The 18874-nt window shown below is 71.4% G+C and carries 19 protein-coding genes and 1 pseudogene; 10 read left to right on the forward strand and 10 right to left on the reverse strand.

Annotated features, from left to right (window positions below):
- The first annotated feature begins 4 nt into the window (after positions 1–4).
- Together pcp and AB0M27_RS22400 are read left to right on the forward strand one after the other, a co-directional pair.
- Positions 5–655: a pyroglutamyl-peptidase I gene (gene pcp, locus AB0M27_RS22395; protein ID WP_365723621.1), complete on the forward strand. Its 651-nt coding sequence runs from the start codon at positions 5–7 to the stop codon at positions 653–655.
- A complete protein-coding gene (locus tag AB0M27_RS22400; RefSeq protein WP_365723622.1) occupies positions 655–1689 on the forward strand; it encodes a DUF2891 domain-containing protein in 1035 nt (344 codons plus the stop codon). Before pcp ends, AB0M27_RS22400 begins: the two co-directional genes overlap by 1 nt.
- Here AB0M27_RS22400 and AB0M27_RS22405 read toward each other — a convergent pair.
- From AB0M27_RS22405 to AB0M27_RS22415, 3 genes are all read right to left on the reverse strand, one after another.
- The gene (locus tag AB0M27_RS22405; RefSeq protein WP_365723623.1) at positions 1686–2234 is read right to left on the reverse strand and encodes an HD domain-containing protein; all 549 of its coding nucleotides are present in this window, start codon (positions 2232–2234) and stop codon (positions 1686–1688) included. The genes AB0M27_RS22400 and AB0M27_RS22405 overlap by 4 nt on opposite strands.
- A 171-nt stretch (positions 2235–2405) precedes the next feature.
- Complete coding sequence (locus AB0M27_RS22410) at positions 2406–2744, reverse strand: GNAT family N-acetyltransferase (protein WP_365723624.1); 339 nt, start codon at positions 2742–2744, stop codon at positions 2406–2408.
- A 41-nt stretch (positions 2745–2785) separates the two neighbouring features.
- Positions 2786–3775 (reverse strand): pirin family protein, encoded by a 990-nt coding sequence (locus AB0M27_RS22415; RefSeq protein WP_365723625.1) that lies wholly within the window; start codon positions 3773–3775, stop codon positions 2786–2788.
- 341 nt (positions 3776–4116) lie between these two features.
- Here AB0M27_RS22415 and AB0M27_RS22420 point away from each other — a divergent pair, with 341 nt between their 5' ends.
- Together AB0M27_RS22420 and AB0M27_RS22425 are read left to right on the forward strand one after the other, a co-directional pair.
- On the forward strand, positions 4117–5361 hold the full coding sequence (locus tag AB0M27_RS22420; protein ID WP_365723626.1) for an MFS transporter: 1245 nt from the start codon (positions 4117–4119) through the stop codon (positions 5359–5361).
- 114 nt (positions 5362–5475) lie between these two features.
- Positions 5476–6348: a LysR family transcriptional regulator gene (locus AB0M27_RS22425; protein WP_365723627.1), complete on the forward strand. Its 873-nt coding sequence runs from the start codon at positions 5476–5478 to the stop codon at positions 6346–6348.
- A 49-nt stretch (positions 6349–6397) separates the two neighbouring features.
- Here AB0M27_RS22425 and AB0M27_RS22430 read toward each other — a convergent pair whose 3' ends face one another.
- Positions 6398–7390: an NADPH:quinone reductase gene (locus AB0M27_RS22430; protein WP_365723628.1), complete on the reverse strand. Its 993-nt coding sequence runs from the start codon at positions 7388–7390 to the stop codon at positions 6398–6400.
- A 328-nt stretch (positions 7391–7718) separates the two neighbouring features.
- On the opposite strand from AB0M27_RS22430, the gene AB0M27_RS22435 reads away from it, so the two are divergent.
- Positions 7719–8333 (forward strand): dihydrofolate reductase family protein, encoded by a 615-nt coding sequence (locus tag AB0M27_RS22435; protein WP_365723629.1) that lies wholly within the window; start codon positions 7719–7721, stop codon positions 8331–8333.
- A gap of 148 nt (positions 8334–8481) precedes the next feature.
- On the opposite strand, the gene AB0M27_RS22440 is transcribed toward AB0M27_RS22435, so the two are convergent.
- Both AB0M27_RS22440 and AB0M27_RS22445 read right to left on the reverse strand, forming a co-directional pair.
- Positions 8482–9672 carry an acyl-CoA dehydrogenase family protein gene (locus AB0M27_RS22440; protein WP_365723630.1) on the reverse strand — a complete coding sequence of 397 codons (1191 nt, stop codon included), beginning with the start codon at positions 9670–9672 and terminating at the stop codon, positions 8482–8484.
- Between the two features lie 363 nt (positions 9673–10035).
- Positions 10036–10347 (reverse strand): annotated as a pseudogene (locus tag AB0M27_RS22445) (FCD domain-containing protein); the annotation flags it as partial.
- 289 nt (positions 10348–10636) lie between these two features.
- On the opposite strand from AB0M27_RS22445, the gene AB0M27_RS22450 reads away from it, so the two are divergent.
- Complete coding sequence (locus AB0M27_RS22450; protein ID WP_365723631.1) at positions 10637–11023, forward strand: DUF2267 domain-containing protein; 387 nt, start codon at positions 10637–10639, stop codon at positions 11021–11023.
- Positions 11024–11043: 20 nt separating this feature from the next.
- On the opposite strand, the gene AB0M27_RS22455 is transcribed toward AB0M27_RS22450, so the two are convergent.
- Entirely contained in the window at positions 11044–11712 is a 669-nt protein-coding gene (locus AB0M27_RS22455; protein WP_365723641.1) for a dienelactone hydrolase family protein, read from the reverse strand.
- A gap of 171 nt (positions 11713–11883) precedes the next feature.
- On the opposite strand from AB0M27_RS22455, the gene AB0M27_RS22460 reads away from it, so the two are divergent.
- Positions 11884–12444 (forward strand): hypothetical protein, encoded by a 561-nt coding sequence (locus AB0M27_RS22460; RefSeq protein WP_365723632.1) that lies wholly within the window; start codon positions 11884–11886, stop codon positions 12442–12444.
- A 12-nt stretch (positions 12445–12456) separates the two neighbouring features.
- Here the strand turns inward: AB0M27_RS22460 and AB0M27_RS22465 are convergent, their stop codons facing one another.
- Positions 12457–13623 carry an acyl-CoA dehydrogenase family protein gene (locus AB0M27_RS22465; protein ID WP_365723633.1) on the reverse strand — a complete coding sequence of 389 codons (1167 nt, stop codon included), beginning with the start codon at positions 13621–13623 and terminating at the stop codon, positions 12457–12459.
- Between the two features lie 129 nt (positions 13624–13752).
- On the opposite strand from AB0M27_RS22465, the gene AB0M27_RS22470 reads away from it, so the two are divergent.
- On the forward strand, positions 13753–14214 hold the full coding sequence (locus tag AB0M27_RS22470) for a MarR family transcriptional regulator (RefSeq protein WP_365723634.1): 462 nt from the start codon (positions 13753–13755) through the stop codon (positions 14212–14214).
- Between the two features lie 52 nt (positions 14215–14266).
- Complete coding sequence (locus AB0M27_RS22475; protein WP_365723635.1) at positions 14267–15988, forward strand: MFS transporter; 1722 nt, start codon at positions 14267–14269, stop codon at positions 15986–15988.
- A gap of 70 nt (positions 15989–16058) precedes the next feature.
- Here the strand turns inward: AB0M27_RS22475 and AB0M27_RS22480 are convergent, their stop codons facing one another.
- On the reverse strand, positions 16059–16478 hold the full coding sequence (locus tag AB0M27_RS22480; RefSeq protein ID WP_365723636.1) for a hypothetical protein: 420 nt from the start codon (positions 16476–16478) through the stop codon (positions 16059–16061).
- Positions 16479–16712: 234 nt separating this feature from the next.
- Between AB0M27_RS22480 and AB0M27_RS22485 the strand changes: the two genes are divergently transcribed.
- Positions 16713–17894 carry a hypothetical protein gene (locus AB0M27_RS22485; protein ID WP_365723642.1) on the forward strand — a complete coding sequence of 394 codons (1182 nt, stop codon included), beginning with the start codon at positions 16713–16715 and terminating at the stop codon, positions 17892–17894.
- 112 nt (positions 17895–18006) lie between these two features.
- Here the strand turns inward: AB0M27_RS22485 and AB0M27_RS22490 are convergent, their stop codons facing one another.
- Entirely contained in the window at positions 18007–18771 is a 765-nt protein-coding gene (locus AB0M27_RS22490) for a hypothetical protein (RefSeq protein WP_365723637.1), read from the reverse strand.
- Between the last annotated feature and the right edge of the window lie 103 nt (positions 18772–18874).

The raw sequence follows: 18874 nt of genomic DNA on the forward strand, positions 1-18874 counted from the left end.
TGCCATGACCCGCGTACTCATCACCGGCTTCGCCCCCTTCGACGGCCAGAAGGTCAACCCTTCCTGGCAGGCGGCCTGCCTCGTGGCCGCCGAGCCGCCCGCCGGACTCACGGTCACCGCCGCCGAACTCCCCTGTGTCTTCGGCAAGTCCATCGACGCACTGCGCGACGCCGTCCGCGCGTCCACGCCCGACCTGATCCTGTGTCTGGGCCAGGCGGGCGGCCGACCCGGAGTCACCGTCGAACGCGTCGGCATCAATCTCGACGACGCGCGCATCCCCGACAACGCGGGCAACCAGCCCATCGACGAACCCGTGGTCCCGGGCGGCCCCGCCGCGTACTTCTCCACCCTTCCCGTCAAGGCCTGTGTCGCCGCCCTGCGCGTGGCGGGCGTGCCCGCCGCGGTCTCCCACACGGCCGGCACGTTCGTCTGCAACCACGTCGCGTACGGCCTCGGCCACCTGATCGCCACCGAATTCCCGCACGCCCGCGGCGGTTTCGTGCATGTGCCCTGGGCGCCGGAGCAGGTCACCGACGGCACCGCCCCAGCCCTGGAGCCCGCCACGGTCGCCCGCGGACTGCGCGCCCTGCTGGTCACCGCCGCCGGAACCACCGCGGAGCGCGACCTGAAGGTCACCGAGGGAGCCACCCACTGATGCCGCTCACCGCGCATGCGGCCGGCTTCGCCCGCCTCGCCCTGGCCAACATCACCCGGGAGTACCCCAACTTCCCCGCCCACCTGATGACTTCACCGGAGGAGGAGGTGCGGCCGAGCACCCTGCACCCGGCCTTCCACGGCGCCTACGACTGGCACTCGTCGGTCCATATGCACTGGCTGCTGCTGCGTCTGATGCGCCGCCACGGCGGCACGCCCGCCTTCCCGCACACGGCGCCCGTCATCGACGTACTCGACCGGCACCTCACGACCGAGAACATCGCCGTCGAAGCCGCCTATCTCCGTGCCCACCCCTCCTTCGAGCGGCCGTACGGCTGGGCCTGGCTGGTGGCGCTCGCCGCCGAATGCCGGGCGTACGGGGGTACGGCGGGCGCCCGCTGGGCCCAGGCCCTGCAACCGGCCCTCATCGCCGTCGACGCACTGCTGGCCGACTGGCTGCCGAGGGCCACGTATCCGGTCCGTCACGGGAACCATCCCAACAGCGCCTTCGCGCTGGGCCTCCTGCTCGACGCGGGCGAACTGCCCGCCGCCACCGCCGAGGCGGTACGGCAACGGCTGCTGACCTGGTTCGCGGAGGATCGCGACGCGCCCGCGCACTGGGAACCGTCGGGCCAGGACTTCCTGTCCCCGGCGCTTGCCGAGGCCGACGCGATGCGCAGGGTGCTGGAAGGGGAGCGGTTCGCGCGGTGGCTCGACCGCTTCCTGCCCGCGCTGCGCTCCGGCGCCCCCTGCCCGTTGCTGGAGGTGCCCGTCGTCTCCGACCACGCCGACCCGCAGATCGGCCATCTGCTGGGCCTCACCCTCAGCAGGGCCGCCGCGCTGCGCTCGATCGCCGCCGCCTTGCCGGACGGAGGGGTCCGTACGCGCTTGGCGGAAGCCGCCGAAGCCCACCTCGTGGCGGGCCTGCCCGCCGTGGAACGCGAGGACTTCACGACCGACCACTGGCTGGCCACCTTCGCGGCACTCGCTCTCGACGCGGGACCGGATCCGGTCCTGGACGGCGTGTCCTGCTAACGGCGGGCGGCGACTCGCTCCACGACCGGTCGCCACGCCGCGAGCGGAGCCACCGCCAGGCCCACCACCTTGCCCGCGTCGTCGGCACGCCGCAGTGCGATGGCCGCCGCGAAGTCGGGGTCCGCCTCGAAGGCCGCCGCTTCCGCCGGGGTCATGGGACCGCCCTGGCAGCCGAGCGTGCGGGCGCTCTCCGGTGACAGCACCAACTGCGGGTCGGCGGCGGCCAGATAGCGTTTGGCCGGGATGTGCGCGGCGACCAGACGGGCGACCCGCGGCCCCAGCAGGCCCTCGACCGCGGCCGCGGCGTGCCCGCCGTGTCCCGCTTCGTCGGCGGGCACGAGGTAGTGGCCGATGTCGTGGACCAGCCCGGCCGCCTGCAGTTCCTCGTCGTCCGGGTGGCTCACGGCGAGCAGCGCGGCGACCTGCAGGCCGTGGTCCAGGATGTCCACCGGGTCACCCGACCGGTCCGGGGTGTCCCAGACGTCCGCGCAGTCGGCCAGCAGAGCCATCAGCTCGTCCACGGACGGCAGGGGGTCGTACGTCATGGGCCCAAGCTGCCGCGCCGAGGCGTACGGCAGGTATCGGCAGGGTGTACGCCGCCGGGCCGGGGCGTCCTCACCGACGCCGAGTCCGTCCGAGTCCTTACGCGCAACCGTCGGTACGTTCAGGCACCTGGTGGCCGGCCGCCGGGTCCGGCGGCCGGCCGGCACGTGCGGTCAGCCCAGTTCGGTGTCCAGCCAGCGCAGGACCTCGGGGGTCACGGGGTCGGTGATGTCCGCGAACTCCTCGTGCTTGTTCAGGAACTTGGCCACGTACGGGCAGACGGGCACGATCCGCTTGCCGGACTCGCGCACGTCGGTGAGCGCCTCCTGGACCAGCCGGGAGGCCAGGCCCTGTCCGGCGAAGGCCTCGTCGACCTCGGTGTGGAAGAAGACGCGCTGCTCGCCGCGGTCGCGGTAGGCGGTCAGTCCGGCGCGCTTGCCGTCGACCAGGATTTCGTACCGGTGCTTGACGTCATTGCGCTCGACGGTCGGAGCGGCGGAGGGCTGGCTCATGGGATGCCTTTCGGATGGGGTTCGGTGCACGCGTCGGACGGTCAGTGGCGCGGTGGATTCCTGCGCGGCGTGATGACGGCGTTCGGCAGGGCGGGGGCGAGCAGACGGTCTCCCGGATACCCCTCGACGGCGCCGAAGCGATCGGAGGAGTTCTGCCAGTCCTCCCGGGCCTTGGCGATGTCCTCGTGGCTGCGCCCGATGAAATTCCACCACATGACGATCTCCTCCTCGAAGGGGGTTCCGCCGAGCAGCACCGTCCGTGCGATGTCGTCCGACTCGTTCGTCAGCGTCAACGCGTCGGCGCCCGGCGGGACATAGCCCAGCTGCGAGGGCCCCACCAGGGTGTCCCTCAGGCGCACCTCCCCCTGGTCGACCAGGAGGCCGTGCTCGAAGGCGGGGTCGACGGCGAGCGTGAGGGTCGCGCGCGGCCGGAGGACTATCTCGGCGCCGAGCAGGGGCGTGAAGGTCGGCACCGGGGAGACCCGGCCGGCGAGGGAGCCCAGGAAGACCCTGACCTCGGCCTCGTCGGTGAGCACCGGCTCGGGTGCGTAGTGCTGGAAGTCCCGTTCGGTGTGGCGGTGTTCCTCCGGCAGCGCGACCCACAGCTGTACGCCGTGCAGGATGGTGGTCCGCGGGGTGGAGACCTCCGAGTGGCTGATGCCGTACCCACCCGTCATGAGGTTCAGCTCGCCGGGCCGTACGTGGGCATGGTTGCCCATGCTGTCCCGGTGCTCGATCTCCCCCGTGAACAGCCAGCTCACCGTCTGCAGCCCGGTGTGGGGGTGCGGGGCGACGTCCATGCCGCCCGTCACCGAGACGTCGTCGGGGCCGTAGTGGTCGGCGAAGCACCAGGCGCCGATCAGGGTCCGGGCGCGCTGCGGCAGGGTGCGGCGTACGGTCATCGCCCGGGGACCGCCGAGGGGGACATCGCGCGGGGTCAGTACGTCGACCCGTGCCGTCTCGGTGGACCGCTCGGCGTCCACCGCACCGCCGCACCGCAGTTCCGTGGGTTTCGTTTCGACGTTGCTCACCGTGGACCGCCTCCCGGAGGGGTAGTTCTATATTCAACTATTATGCCATGATCATAGACGGTCGGCACAGGATTTCCATCCATACCGACCCCCGGCCCGACCGGACGCTCGTAATGCTGAACAAATTACGCGTTCTGCCCGAAATCGTCCGATGCGGCCTTCGCGATCGGACCGGTCATCTCCAACCGAGATGACCGACATCGCGAATCATCGCGATCGAGAGGGAAGCACAGAGGACGGCGCACCGCTTGTGCCTGCGAGAGCAGCGAGGAAGCTGCCCGATCGTCGCCAGGCGTCCCGCCGAGCCCACCTCACCGGCTCCCGGCCAGAAGAAGGTCTCCGTGCCCCTGTCCCTCCAACTCCGGACCCGACGTCAGGGTGCGGTCAGCGTCGAGCCCGCACCCGGTGTGCCGGGTCGGCTGATCGCGCTGCTGGCCGTCGCCGCCGGCATGACGGTCGCCAACCTGTACTACGCCCAGCCCCTGCTCTCCTCACTGCGCGAGGTCTTCCACACCAGTACGGCGGCGGCCGGCTGGCTGATCACGCTCACCCAGGTCGGCTATGTGATCGGCATGCTGTTCCTGGTTCCGCTCGGCGACCGGTTGGAGAAGCGGGGCCTGATCACGGCTCTGCTGACGGTCACCACGGTCGCCCTGGTGACGGCAGGACTGGCCCCGAACTTCCCCGTGCTGCTGATCGCGTCCCTGATCAGCGGCGCCACCTCGGTCGTCGCCCAGATCCTGGTCCCGTTCGCCGCGAGCCTCGCACCCGACCACGCCCGCGGCCGGATCGTGGGCAGGGTGATGAGCGGCCTGCTCACCGGGATCCTGCTCTCGCGCACCCTGAGCAGCCTGGTCTCCGACGTCGCCGGCTGGCGTGTGGTCTACCTGGGCTCCGCCGTCCTGATGGTCGTCCTCGCCGCCACCCTGCGCTCGGCGCTGCCCCCGCACGCGCCCACCACGACGATCCCGTACGTCCGCGTGCTGCACTCCACCCTCCAGCTGATCCGCACCCACCCCGTACTGCTGCGCCGCGGCCTGTACCAGGCGGCGATGTTCGGCGCCTTCAGCGCCTTCTGGACCACGGTCTCCTACCTCCTCACCGGCCCCGGGTTCCACTACTCCGCCATCGGCGTCGGTGTCTTCGCCCTGGTCGGAGCCGCCGGCGCGGCCGTGGCACCGCTGGCCGGACGGTGGGCCGACCGCAAGCTGACCCGGCCCATGACGGGCGCCGCGTTCGTCCTCGCCGCGCTGGCCTTCGGTGTCGCCGGGTTCGGCCGGCACCACATCGCCCTGATAGCCCTCGCCGCCATCCTGCTCGACATGGCCGTCCAGGCCACGCTGATCCTCGGCCAGCACACCATCTACCAGCTCGACCCCCATGCCCGGGCCCGCCTCAACAGTGCCTTCATCGCCACCTTCTTCCTCGGCGGCGCCCTCGGCTCCCAGCTCGGCTCGCTGACCTACCACTCCAGTGGCTGGACGGCGGTGGCGGCCCTCGGCGCCGCCCTCCCCGTCCTCGCGCTCCTGTATTGGCTCACCGAGCACCGGAAGGAGCACCGGAGTCATGCCCTGGGCGCCGCATAAGGGTTCCCGCGGCGGTCCAGGCCCCGGCGAACGGCGTCCGCCCACCGGCCGCCCGCATACCATGCAGCGAAGATCCATGCCCAAGACACGGGCGCTGCGTCCTGACGGGAGCCGATGATGGACCTGCGGCAGATGGAGGCCGTCGTCGCGGTGGCGGACACGGGTGGGTTCACGGCCGCGGCGAGGCGGCTGCACGTGGTCCAGTCGGCCGTCTCCGGCACGGTCCGCGCCCTCGAACGCGAGCTGGGTACCCCGCTGTTCACCCGGACCACCCACCGTGTGGCGCTCACCCCGGCCGGGGAAGCCTTCGTACCCGCGGCACGAGCGGCACTGCGCGCCGCCGAGCTGGCGCGCGAGGCGGTCGACGCGGCCAAGGGAGAACTGCGTGGGCGGGTGACCGTGGGCATCATGCAGGGCGTCTGGGCGGGACTGCACCACGCGCTGGCCGCGCTGCGCTCGGAGCACCCGGGGGTGGTGGTCCGGCTGCGGCAGGCGGCGGTGACCGACATCCGGCAGGCCCTGCGCGAGGGGACGGTGGACCTGGCGGTAGTGGCGCTGGACCGCCAGCAGCAGCGGGGGCTGGTGACCCGGCTGCTGACCCGCGAGGAGATGGTCCTGGTCGTCGCCCCCGGCCGGGACCTCGCCGCGAGCACTCCCGAGGGCACCGTCGAGCCGGACACGGTCGCGCAGTTGCCCCTGGTGGACTTCACCCCGGGCTGGGCGATCCGCCATGCCGTCGACCGGGCCTTCCGCGCCGCCGGCGTCGAGCGCACCACGACCTTCGAGGTGAACGACATCGTGGCCGCGTCCGAACTGGTCCGCAACGACCTGGGTGTCTGCATCATGCCCCGGTCCGTCGCCGACCGCTTCCCCGACCTGACGACGTATCGGTTCACCCGGCATGCACCGAGCTGGAAGGTGATGGTGGTACGACCGCACGGTGAGCCGCCGGCAGCGGTCGCGGCGCTGCTGCGGCACATCACCTGAACCTACGGCGGGCCCGGCGGCACTCCACCGGCGGCGAACGGCCGGGATGTCAGCCGGCTGAGGTGAGGTCCGTACGCAGGACAGGCCGCCGTCCGTGCAGTTCACCCCTGTCCACCCGGGCGTGCGCGTCCGCGGCCGCGCTGAGGGGGAAGACCTCGATGCTGCGCGGGCGCAGAGCACCCCGGCCGAGCAGGTCGTTGATGTACGCCGCGGCTCCCGCGAGTTCGTCGAGTGTCGCGTGGGAGATCACGAACCCCACGATGGAACGGTCGTTCATGTACAGCGCCCCGGCGGGCAGCACGGGGCGCGTCCGGGCGCCGGCCAGCAGCACCACGCGGCCCCTGCGGGCGAGCAGGTCGACCGTGCTCTGCAGGTCGTTGACGCCGGCCGTGTCCAGGTACAGGTCGAGCCCCGACGGCGCCGCGCCGCGGATCTTCTCGGTCAGTTCCGGATCCCGGTAGTCGAACACCTCGGCCGCGCCCAGCTCCGCGCAGTACTGCGCGTCCCGCGCGCCGGCCGTGGCGAGGACGCGGGCGCCGGCCCGCACCGCCATCGTCACCAGGGCACTGCCCACATTGCCCGCGGCGCCGCCGACCAGCACGGTCTCCCCCACGCGGAGCCGCCCGTGGACGAACAGAGCCAGATAGGCGGTCGCCGCCGGATGGAACACCGCCACCGCCGCGTACGGATCGACTCCCGCGGGCAGGTGGTACAGCCGGTCGGCCGCCACCACCGCCTGCTCCGCTGCCGCGCCCTGCCTCCCGCCGTGCCCGAGGCTGTTGCACCACACCCGGTCCCCATCGCGGAAACCGGAGACACCGGTGCCCGTCCCGGCGACCGTGCCCACCAGATCACGGCCGACGACGAAGGGAAAGTCGACCTGCGTGGGGAAGAACCCGGACCGCACGAACGTGTCCACCGGGTTGACCGTGGTGGCCAGGACGTCCACCAGTACGTCGGTGGGGCCGGGCCGGGGCGCGGCGATCTCGCCGTACCGGATGACGTCGGCGGAACCCAGCTCCTCGATGTACGCAGCGCGCATGGCACCACATGTTTCCACTTCACCCTGGAAACCGGCTCAGGAGGGCACGAAGTCCCCCGATCGACATGTGCCCCTGGCCGTCACCAGTGCACCGCGGTGAAGTCGACGGGCCATGGCCGCAGTTCGCGGGTCCGGGCCGCGATGGGCGAGCAGTACGTCGGTGACGGGTCCGCCGCGCGACGTCGCAGTTGGCGCACCGCTCGTCTCGCATGGCACTGCTCCCAGCGGCTGGTGCGAAAACCTCGGTCGGGAGCTGTCGAATACGCCGGTTCCCGTTCGACGTGAGCGTGAAGGCAGCACATCCCAGGAAGTTCAGGAGCACCTCATCGTGACCGTAACCGCGGATATGGCCATCTCCCTCGACGGCTACATCGCCGGCACCGGCGTCACCATCGACAACCCGGGCGGCGACGGCGCCGAGCCACTCTTCGAGTGGATCCACAACCTGGCGAGCTGGCGGGAGCGCCAGGGCATGACCGGCGGGGAGGACAACCGCGACTCCGAGTTGATGCGTGAGTGGTTCGACGCCACAGGGGCCGTGGTCATGGGCCGGATGATGTACGACACGGGCGAGGAGTTCTGGGGCGACAATCCGCCGTTCCGGACCCCGGTCTTCGTGCTCACCCATCGCCCCCGGCCGACCCTGGTGGAGGAGGGCGGTACGACCTTCACCTTCGTCACCGACGGCATCCACAGCGCCCTCGACCAGGCCAAGGCCGCCGCGGGTGACAAGAACGTCGACATCGCGGGCGGGGCGAGCACGGTGCAGCAGTACCTCGGGGAAGGCTTCATCGACGAGCTGCAGCTCCACGTGGTGCCCGCGCTCCTCGGGAACGGGCTGCGGCTCTTCGGGGGCGTGGGTAGCGGGCAGCGGAGCGTCGAGCAGGTCAGGGTGGTCGAAACGCCCCTGGCAACCCACCTGAAGTATCGCTTCGTGAAGTGACGGGCCTGGCTGCCCACCGGAGGCGCCCTGTACTGCTCATGGCTGGTCCCCGGCGCGGGCTGGGTGGTGCCCGCGGCCAGGCCTTCGCCGGCAAGGACGCACGGTGGTGGCCGTCACATCCACCACTGTTCCTGCCGTGTCGGCGAGGTCAGTGCCTCGGCTCCGCGCTCTCCATGCCGAGAGCCCAGGCCCCGTAGGCCGTCCCTGTGGTCTCGAAGGAGAAGATCATGTGGGAGGCGGCGGTGTTGACGTCGCGCCAGAACCGCTGGACCGGGTCGGAATCGAAATGACCTGTTGTCCCGGTTCCCCGGAAGAGCCGTTCGACGGCCGACACCGACAGCTCGACCGCCAGCGCGAAGTCGCGTGGGCCGCGGACCGCCGCCTCGCCCTCCTGGGTCTCCTCAGTGCCGTCGGCGACCCGAGCGGCCCGCTGGACGAGGAGTTCCGCGGCGTCCACCTCCGCGGCCGAGCGCGCCAGGTCGATCTGCACCGACGGCTTCTCGCGCAGCGGGGTGCCTCGCCGGTCGACCCGCCGGACGTTCTGCCCGGCGGCGGCCCGCACCGCGCCCCGCGCGGCACCCACCACGGGCACGGCGAGCGGCAGCGCGTTCACCTCGTTCACCGGGACCGTGTGGCAGCGGGCCTCGGAGGCCGTGGCCCGACCCGCGTTGAGGTCGAACCTCGACAGGGTCAGATACTCGGGCACGAAGACGTCGTCCAGGACCATGGTGTCGCTGCCGGTCCCGCGCATGCCCAGTGTGAACCAGGTGTCCTTCACGGTGACGTCCGCCTGCGGCACCGCGAAGAACCGCACCTCGCCGCGGCCGTCGGGGCCCACCTCGCCGGGTACGGCGGAGCAGGCGAAGACCCAGTCGGCGAAGCGCACTCCGCTGATGTACTTCCACTCACCGCTGAGCCGCCAGCCACCGGAGACGGGCTCGGCCTTCCCGGCCGGCATGAGCGCGCCCGCCATGAGGGCGTCCGGCCCGTCGCCCCACATCACCGCCTGTCCCTCCGGAGGCAGGTACGCGCCGTACCGGGCCGTGTGGGCGGACAGCGAGGCGGCCCAGGCGGCCGAGGCGCAGCCCTCGCCGACCAGGGTCACCGCCGAGGTCATGTCCACGAACCGGCCTTCCGAACCGCCGAAGGCCTTGGGGACGAAGTGCCGGGCGAACCCGGCCTCCCGCACCGCCTCGACCACCTCGGGCGCAAGGCGCCGGGCGGCCTCCGTCTCGTCGCTGCACCGCGCCGCGATCTGCGCCACGCGCGCAGCACCGGCGACGACCGCCGCCACGCTCGGCCTCTCGGCAAGGATCGTCGCTGTGCTGTCGCTGAGCATATGTTCGCCACCTCCGTTGGGATGGCCGCAGTCTCTCCGGCGGAGCCCGCGACAGGCCGCACCCAAGCCGGGACCGGGCCGCCAATCACCCGACCGGCTTCGCCTCGCCCCCCGACGGCAACGCGTTGGGAATCCGGAACTTCCCCCACCACCAGTGAGCGGGAACGCCCGCCGTATTCGCCCTGGACTCGTCGACGTGCGTGTCAGGCCTCGCGCTCGGCGGCACCGAGCAGCCGATGGAAGCCGGCGCGGCCCTCCGTACGGTGCTCGGCCAGCAGGTGTGGCGCATGCGAGGTCTCGCCGCTCCCGAAGGCGGTGACGATGCCGTCGTGCTCGGCGAGGATCGCCTCGGCCCGTGCCAGGTCACCGGCGGCCGCGGCGCGGCGGTAGGACAGGGCGGGGTGCGGCTCCAGCGCCTCCCGAAGCTGCTTGACGAAGCGCAGCGGCCAGTCGTTGTCGCAGTGGGTCGAGCAGGGCGAACCGGTTCGCGGCGATCACTCCGGGCACGTCGCCTTGACGAAGCGCAGCGGCCAGTCGTTGTCGCAGTGGGTCGAGCAGGGCGAAGTGGAAACGCCGGTTCGCGGCGATCACTCCGGGCACGTCGCCTGCGGTCGTGGCGGCGTGCTGGCCGTCCACGGCCGCGCGCATCGCGGAGATGTCCTCGGGCCGCAGCCGGGCGGCGAGTTGGCCCTCGGCCCGGACGCTCTCGCCGCCCGGCTGCGGCCCTGCGGACCGAGAACCTCGCTCCGCTCCCCCACGATCTGCGAGCGGTCGGTTTCGCCCACGGCACGCCGCTGGTGGGAGCCGATGTCGAGAACTTCCTCCGCTTCCTCCCGGCCTGAGACCACCCGAAAACCTACAATGACGACATCACCCATGTCCGTCGGCCACCCCGGACCCGGCCGCGGTGGACGGCAAGGGTGCAGCTCGCCGTGATGGCCTGCGACGACAGTGGGAGGCCGCCGTGCAACTGGAAGAATTCCTGGCCCAGGTCCGCGACCGGGGCGAGTACCGCAGCCGCGAGGAGACCGAGCACGTCTGCGAGGCGGTCCTGTGGGTGCTCGCGACCCGGATCGCCCCGGAAGAGGCCGACGAACTGGCGGCTCGGTTGCCCGCCCCGCTGGACGAGGCCCTTCATCTGGACCGAGGGCGCCCCGAGGCGTTCGACTGTGACGAGTTCCTCCGGCGGGTGTCCGTGCAGACCGGCGCCCGGCCCCGCACGGCCGAGTGGGACGCGGACGCCGTACTGTCGACGGTGGCCGACGCGGTGCCCGCCGGGCAGATCGACCACCTCCTGTCCCGGCTGCCGGCCCGCTACGCCGAGTTCTTCGGGAGGCCGGACCTGAGCTGACAGGGAATCCGCGCCGGCGGTCACTTGTCCTGCTGCGCGGTCGTCCCGGTCAGTCGCTCGTCGCACCACTGCCTGGCCACCTCTGCGACCTGTTCCAGGGCTCCCGGTTCTCCGAACAAGTGGGTCGCACCCGGAACGATGTGCAGGGCGTGCGGGACCCGTAGGTACCTGGCCGCTTCCTCGTTCAGCTCCTGGACCTGCTGGTCCTGGCCGCCGACGATGAGCAGCACCGGTGCCTGTACCTGTCCCAGGGCGTCACCCGCCAGATCGGGCCGGCCGCCTCGCGAGACCACGGTCAGCACCCGGTCGGGGCGCTCGGCAGCGGCCACCAGCGCCGCGGCGGCGCCCGTGCTGGCGCCGAACAGGACGACCGGGAGGCCACGGGTGTCGGGCTGTGTGTCCATCCAGTCGATCGCGGCCACGAGCCTCCGGCCGAGGAGCGGAATGTCGAAGCGGTGCTCGCCGGTCAGCGCGTCGTGCCGCTCCTCCCGTTCGCTCAGCAGGTCCATCAACAGCGTGCCGAGCCCGGCGGTGCGCAGTTCGGCGGCCACCATCCGGTTGCGCGGACTGTGCCGGGAACTGCCGCTGCCGTGGGCGAAGAGCACCACGGCCCGCGCCGCCGTCGGGACCACAAGGTCACCGGAGAGCGTGGCCTCGCTGGTGGGCACCAGAACCATGTCGGAGATCATCGCCATCACTTCTTCCACGCTGCCGACCCAGCGGATCGCGGGCATATACTCGCGTACCCACCATATCCACACGAAAAGCGCCCTGCCGGATCGGCCGGGCCCTGTCGGCTGTCAGGGCGTGAGGTACCTTCGGCGCATGCGGCAGTTCACGGCATCGGTCCTGGTGAGGCGATGAGCGGCTGGTGGTCCTCCCTGGACGAACAGGCCCGTCGGGAGATCGACACGGAGGTGCTGCACGACCGCGTGATCACGGCGGTCAAGGCGGCCTGGGACGCGCTGCGCCCGCTCGGGGCCGGCCTGCGCGAGGCGGAGGAGGTCGTCCACGCCCGGTACGACGCCCTCGGCGACCGTGTGCGACGCAGGCAGCCCGATCCGCTGGACGTCTCCTCACTCGCGGCCCGCGCGGCCGCGCACCCGGGCCGGGTGGCCGCGATCGAGGCGGTCTGGGACGGCGACACCGTCCATGACTGGTTCGTGTGCCTGGTCGCGGTCCTGGAGGAGCCGGACGGGGAAGGACATCTGGCGACCGTCCACCAGAGCACCGACGGGTCCCGGCCGGCCACTGCCGCCACCGAGGCAGGACAGGCCCTGGCCGACCATCTCGGGGTGCCGTTCCATTTCGCTTCCCCGGACGTCCCCGACGACGAGGCCGCGCGCTGGCGACAGGTCCAGCGACGAAGGGCCTCCGATGTCACCGATGCGCCATCCGTCCCCCGCGCGTCTCAGCCCTAGCGGAAGCCGGCCTCACGCATCCAGTCCGCCTCGCTTGACCAGCTGGCTCGCGATCACGTTCCGCTGGATCTCGTTGGTGCCCTCGCCGACGATCATCAGCGGCGCGTCCCGGAAGTACCGCTCGACGTCGAACTCGGTCGAATAGCCGTAACCGCCGTGGATGCGAACGGCGTTGAGGGCGATCTGCATCGCGGTCTCGGACGCGAAGAGCTTGGCCATGCCCGCCTCCATGTCCACGCGTCGGCCGGCGTCCGACTCGCGGGCGGCGTACAGCGTGAGCTGGCGGGCGGCGGTCAGCGATGTCGCCATGTCGGCCAGGTAGTTGCCGATGGACTGGTGCTGCCAGATGGGCTTGCCGAACGACTCGCGTTCCTGGGCGTAGGCGAGCGAGTCCTCCAGGGCCGCCCGGCCGACGCCCAGCGCGCGGGCCGCGACCTGGAGCCGGCCGGTCTCCAGTCCCTTCATCATCTGCGCGAAACCCTCGCCCTCGACGCCGCCGAGGACCGCGTCGGCCGGGGTGCGGTAGCCGTCGAAGACCAACTCGCAGCTCTCCACGCCCTTGTAGCCGAGCTTGGGCAGGTCGCGGGAGACCGTGAGGCCCGGGCCGTGCTCGACGAGGAGGATCGAGATGCCCTTGTGCGCGGGACTCGCCCCGGGGTCGGTCTTGCACAGCAGCGCGATCAGTCGGGCGCGGCGGGAGTTGGTGATCCAGGTCTTGGATCCGGTGACGGCATAGCCGGCGGCGTCCCTGCGCGCGACGGTACGCATGGCCTGCAGGTCGGAGCCACCGCCGGGTTCGGTCAGCGCCATGGTGGCCCGGATCTCGCCGGTGGCCATCCTCGGCAGGTAGCGGCGCTTCTGCTCCTCGGTGCCGAAGCGCAGCAGCAGCTTGGCGACCACGGTGTGGCCGCCCATGGCCCCCGCAAGGCTCATCCAGCCCCGGGAGAGTTCCTCGGTGACGAGGACGTAGCAGGGCATGGAGACCGCGTTGCCGCCGTACTCCTCGGGGATGGCGAGCCCGTAGATCCCGAGCTTCTTCATCCGCTCGATCAGGGCCTCGGGGTAGGTGTCGCTGTGTTCGAGCTCCCGGACGACGGGCTTCACCTCCTTGTCGACGAACGCGCGCACGGTCCTGACGGCGAACTGCTCGTCGTGGGAAAGGGCGTCCAAGGTGCTCACGGTCTCCTCCTCGTGATGCGGTGCCTGGGCGTACGGTCGCACGACGCCGCCGGGATCCGGAGGTGCCGGAACGGACGCGCCCGGCCGGCCGCACTTGATGTGCAGTACACACATCTGCATAATGGCCTTATGCATAAGCAGGTTATGGACTCTGCCGGCCCGGTGGACGCATCGGCCGAGCGCCTGATGCTCGCCGTGGAGGACATCGTCCGGTACGTGCGCCGGAGCGCCACGACCGGCGGCCTGAGCACCGCGGCCTCGTCCGCGCTCGGCCGGCTGGGGCGCGAAGGACCCCAGCGGCTGACCGAACTGGCCCGCGCCGAGAACGCCTCCCAGCCCAACATGACCCAGCTCGTCACCCGCCTGGAACGCGCGGGGCTGGTACGCCGCACCGCCGACCGCACCGACGGCCGCGGGGTGCTGGTGGAGGCGACCGACACCGGCCTGGAGGTGTTCCGGCAACGGCGGGCCGAGCGCGCCGACGCCCTGGCGGAGCTCATGGAGGAGCTGACCGGGCCGGAGCAGCACGCCGTGGCGATCGCGCTCCCCGCACTGGCCCGCGTGATCCAGGACCGCCAGGCATGTTCCTGAACCTGCCCGTCCCCTCGCAAGCTCCCCGAACAGAACTGGAGATGAAGCGTTCATGAGCGCACCGCAAGGAAGGACCGCCAGCCCGTTCCGGCAACCCAAGGCCGTCTGGGCCGTGGCATTCGCCTGCGTGATCTCGTTCATGGGCATCGGCCTGGTCGACCCGATCCTGCCCGCCCTCGCCGACAGCCTGCACGCCTCGCCCAGCCAGGTCTCGCTCCTGTTCAGCAGCTATCTGATCGTCACCGCGGTGGCGATGCTGGTCGTCGGCTGGTTCTCCAGCCGGTTCGGGGCCAAGCGCACCCTGGTCATCGGCCTGGCCGTCATCGTGGTCTTCGCCGCGCTGGCCGGCTCCTCGGACTCCATCAACGGCATCGTCGGCTTCCGCGCCGGCTGGGGCCTTGGCAACGCCCTCTTCATCGCCACCTCGCTCGCGGTCATCGTCGCCTCGGCCAGCGGCGGCTTCGGCGGCGCGATCATCCTCTACGAGACCGCACTCGGCCTCGGCATCGCCGTAGGGCCGCTGCTGGGCGGCGAGTTGGGCGCCATCAGCTGGCGCGGCCCGTTCTTCGGCGTCGCCGTCCTCATGGCGATAGCCCTCGTCGCGACCCTCGCCTTCGTACCGTCCCTGCCCAAGCCCGCCCGGCGCACCTCCCCCATTGCGCCGCTCAAGGCGTTGCGCCACCGCGGTCTGCTGACCATGGGCATCATGGCCCTGCTCTACAACTGGGGCTTCTTCACCATGCTCGGCTACGCCCCGTATCCGATGAAGCTCAGCGCCCACGAACTGGGTCTGGTCTTCACCGCCTGGGGACTGCTGGTGGCCCTGTTCAGCGTGTTCGTCGCCCCGCGTCTGCAGGGCCGCTTCGGCACCGCCCCGGTGCTCTACGCCAATCTCGTCGGCCTCGCCGTCGTGATGGCCGTCATCGCCGCCGACGTGCAGACACCGGCCGTGGTCATTGTCGCGGTCATCGTCAGCGGTGCCTTCATCGGCATCAACAACACCCTCACCACGCAGGCCGTCATGCTCGTCTCGCCGGTGGAGCGCCCGGTGGCCTCCTCCGCGTACGGCTTCCTGCGCTTCATCGGCGGCGGCCTGGCGCCGTACGTCGCGGGAAAGCTCGCCGACGCGACCGACCTGAGCGTGCCCTTCTACCTCGGCGCCGCCACCTTCGTCCTGGCCGTCCCCGTCCTGGCCAGCGGGCACGGCCTGCTGCGCCGGGCCGAGACGGACACTGGTGAGAACGAACCGATGGCGCTTTCGCTGACTCCCGTCGGCACCCCGGCCGCCACGGACACCCCGCCGGTCATCGTCGCCGTGGGCGCGCACGACCGGGCCGCCGCCATCGTGGACGCGGCGGCCCGCCTCGCACGCGACACCGGCAGCCCGCTGGAAGTCGTCCATGTCCAGCAGACGGCGGTGGTCGAGGAGCAGGCCGTCGAGACCGAGACCATCGAGCAGGCCCGGGCCGCCGTGCTAGCCCACCTGGACCGTCTCGCGGGCCAGGGCATCGCCGCCACCGGTCAGATCCTCGGCAGCGTCGGCGATCACGCGGCCGCCGGCCGTGCGCTGGCCCAGCACGCGGCGCGCGTGGGCGCCCGCGCGGTCGCCGTCGGCCGCTCTCCGCGTGGCCCGCTCGCCCAGTTCGCCGACGGCAGCCTCACCACGGCGCTCACGCACAACGCCCACTGCACGGTCGTCCTGCTCGACGCCGACGACAGCCACCGGCATCTGACACCGGCCGCCCTGGCGGAACTGCGCGACGCCGCGGCCTGAGGTCCACCGAAACGGTCCTGGCGTCAGGGCCGTTTCCGCTTTCGGGACGGTCTCCGGGTCTCACGCCATGTCACGGGAGTGCCCTGTTGTCAGGGCACTCCCGTGACACCCATGACGCCATCACGCCGACCGGACCGGCTTCCACCAGCGCGGTGGGTTCGTCCAGTTCCCGCGCTCCGGCCACGGCCCGCTCGATGACGGGCGCGGTCGCCGCGCCCAGGTCCTCGACGGCACCGCTGAACAGCTGCATGTCGAGCAGTTCCAGCGGCTGCGGATGGTGGACGTTCGCGCTGGTGACGGACGGTCCGGTCGCCTGCAGGGCGAAACTGACGGCCGAACCCGAGCGCAGCACGTCCAGCAGCGCTTCGATGGGCAGTGCCAGGCTTCGGGCCGGCCGCAGCACGTCGAGGGCGTTTTTGTGGTTCATCATCAACGTGTTGTTGACCAGCTTGCCGCACTGACCGGAGCCCGTCGGGCCGACGTGGATCACGGTCTTCGAGAAGGTGTCGAGGACGGGCCTGTACGGCCGAACCCGGAACGGAGGACGCCGAACGGCTGGCACCGCTGATGGTTCTGGGAACGCAGGAGATCCAGCCTGCTCCGTGAGCGCGGCCGGCGAGAAGAAGACGCCGAGGGAAAGGACGGGTTCCGTACGAGGGCCTTCCATCCGGGTGTGTTCCGGATTGCGCTCGGGTTTGCGGCCGCTCATGGTCGGAGGGTGAGCATGCCACCCGCGCTGCGGTCGCCCGACAGCCCTCGTGAGACCGGTCGCGGTCGGGTGGAGGGTGCCCCGGGCGTTCTCCTGGCCCTCGCCGTCTTCGGGGCCGTCCGGCTCGCCGGGATCGTCCTGCTGATCGTGGTCGACGCGGTGGCCGGCCGCCCGTTCGGGAAGAGCCTGGTGCATGCGTGGGACTCGGTCTGGTACCTGCACATCGCCGAGCACGGCTACGGGACCCAGCTGCGCATCACCAGCGCGGGCGCGGTCCAGACCGACTGGGCGTTCTTTCCGCTGTATCCGGGGCTCGTCCGAGCCCTGTGCGGCTTGGTCCCCCTGACCGCCGGGCAGGCCGGGCTGCTGATCGCCTGGGGTTTCGCGCTGCTCGCCGCGTACGGCATCTACACGATCACCCATCACCTCTACGGACGGCCGGCCGCCACCGCCGTCGTCGCCCTGTGGGCCGTACTGCCGCAGTCGGTCGCCCTCACCCTGGCCTACACCGAACCGCTGTTCACCGCCTGTGCCGCCTGGTCCCTGTACGCCGTGCTGCGCCACCGCTGGCTGGCCGCGGGCTCGCTGGCTCTGCTGGCGGGCCTCGCACGCCCGAACGGTATCGCGGTCGCCGCGGCCGTCGCCGCAGCGGCCGCGCACGAGGTCGTACGGCAGCGTGGGCGCGCCTCCCCGGGACTCCTGGTCGGCACGGTCCTCGGTCCACTGGGCTGGGCGGGTTATGTGCTGTGGGTGGGACGGCAGACCGGTGACCCGTGGCACGGCTACCTGCAGGTGCAGAGTGCCTGGAACTCCCGCCTGGACCTCGCGGTCGGGCCCCTGCGGTTTCTGGAGTCGATGCCGTTGCAGGGCAGTTGGGTGACCTATCCGGTGTCCGTGGTCCTCGTCGTGGCCGGCATCGTGTCGTTCTGCGTGCTGTGTCTGGAGCGCGCCCCGCTGCCGCTGGTGGTCTTCGCGGGCATGCTGCTGCTGTTGGCGGTCGCGGTGGCCGGGCCCTTCTCGTCCAAGCCGCGTTTTCTCCTTCCGGCGTTCCCCCTGCTCATCCCGCCGGCCCGCGCCCTGGTACGGCCGTGGCGCGCAAACCCGTCGGGCCGGGCCCGCCTGGTGTGCGGCGGCCTCACGGCCGTGTCCCTGCTGTACGGCACCTACCTGGCGGCCCTCGCCAGCCAGCCGCTGTGAGGGCTCGGGGATCCTTGCGCAGGAGGACACACATCGTCTCGCGCCGGCGGATGACACCGTCCGGTCGGGCCGGCCCGGGCCCTGGTCGGTCGGGACCGGCGCCGTCGGTCTTTCAACGTGCCTGTAGCGTCCAGCGGCTGAGCGTCTCGGTGCCGGCGTCGTAGGTGAGCCAGGTCCCGTCGCCGAGCGGGCGCACCTCCGCGCCGGCGGGCCCCTGGGGATAGGTCACGGTCCCACGTATCTCCAAGGTGTGGGCGTCGAGGATCCAGTGGCGGTTGTTCTCTTCGTCCTCGTCGGAGTCGACCGTCGAGCCGATGACGATGTCGGCGTCGACGAAGCCGCAGAAGTAGTTCCAGGAGTGCGGGTCCTCCTCGTCGGCCGGCTCGGCCGGTCTCTCGGCGAGCACGGTGCCGTCGAGTGCGTGCAGGCGCAGGTCCGCGCCGTAGTGCTCGGACGTCAGGAAGCCCTCGTGTCCTGCGTGGACGTCCATCAGGATGCGGTCCATGGTCTCGTTCAGATCCCAGCCGGTCAGTTCCTTGCCGTCCCAGCGTGCCCAGTGCAGCAGGATGCCGTCCTGACCCATGCCGATGCACAGGCCCATGTGAACGCCGTCCGGGTGGGAGAGGTGGTGCGATCCGGCGGCGACGCTGTCCAGCGGCAGCGTGGCCAGCTCGCGTCCGTCGAGGGCGTCCAGCACGACCCAGTGTTCCTCCCAGTGGTCCTTCTCCGGCTGGGTCACGATGTGCGCCCACACCAGCCTGCCGTCGTCCGAGACCCGGCAGGAGCCATGCTCGAGCCCCCGGCACACCTCCTGCTCGTCCCCGGTGTGCGGGTGGCCCAGTTCCGGTCCCCAGCAGCCGTGCCGGTACTCCCACAAGGTCTCACCTTGGTGTTTAACCTCGGCCGTTCACCTGACCCGCTGATCTTGGTTCGTTCTCGGGACAGCAGGACGGCCGTTCTTCACGCTTCGAGGTGTCGAG

The organism is Streptomyces sp. NPDC052107 (assembly GCF_040680215.1).
Classification (GTDB): domain Bacteria; phylum Actinomycetota; class Actinomycetes; order Streptomycetales; family Streptomycetaceae; genus Streptomyces.

What these genes read in the sequence shown, in the direction of transcription:
- AB0M27_RS22430 (WP_365723628.1), bottom strand. Translation starts at nt 7,390, where the DNA reads ATGCGCGCTGCGTACATCGAGGAGCTGGGTTCCGCCGACGTCATCCGG.
- AB0M27_RS22455 (WP_365723641.1), bottom strand. Translation starts at nt 11,712, where the DNA reads ATGATCTCCGACATGGTTCTGGTGCCCACCAGCGAGGCCACGCTCTCC.
- AB0M27_RS22440 (WP_365723630.1), bottom strand. Translation starts at nt 9,672, where the DNA reads ATGCTCAGCGACAGCACAGCGACGATCCTTGCCGAGAGGCCGAGCGTG.
- AB0M27_RS22405 (WP_365723623.1), bottom strand. Translation starts at nt 2,234, where the DNA reads ATGACGTACGACCCCCTGCCGTCCGTGGACGAGCTGATGGCTCTGCTG.
- AB0M27_RS22425 (WP_365723627.1), top strand. Translation starts at nt 5,476, where the DNA reads ATGATGGACCTGCGGCAGATGGAGGCCGTCGTCGCGGTGGCGGACACG.
- AB0M27_RS22485 (WP_365723642.1), top strand. Translation starts at nt 16,713, where the DNA reads ATGCCACCCGCGCTGCGGTCGCCCGACAGCCCTCGTGAGACCGGTCGC.
- AB0M27_RS22475 (WP_365723635.1), top strand. Translation starts at nt 14,267, where the DNA reads ATGAGCGCACCGCAAGGAAGGACCGCCAGCCCGTTCCGGCAACCCAAG.
- AB0M27_RS22470 (WP_365723634.1), top strand. Translation starts at nt 13,753, where the DNA reads ATGCATAAGCAGGTTATGGACTCTGCCGGCCCGGTGGACGCATCGGCC.
- AB0M27_RS22410 (WP_365723624.1), bottom strand. Translation starts at nt 2,744, where the DNA reads ATGAGCCAGCCCTCCGCCGCTCCGACCGTCGAGCGCAATGACGTCAAG.
- AB0M27_RS22460 (WP_365723632.1), top strand. Translation starts at nt 11,884, where the DNA reads ATGAGCGGCTGGTGGTCCTCCCTGGACGAACAGGCCCGTCGGGAGATC.
- pcp (WP_365723621.1), top strand. Translation starts at nt 5, where the DNA reads ATGACCCGCGTACTCATCACCGGCTTCGCCCCCTTCGACGGCCAGAAG.
- AB0M27_RS22400 (WP_365723622.1), top strand. Translation starts at nt 655, where the DNA reads ATGCCGCTCACCGCGCATGCGGCCGGCTTCGCCCGCCTCGCCCTGGCC.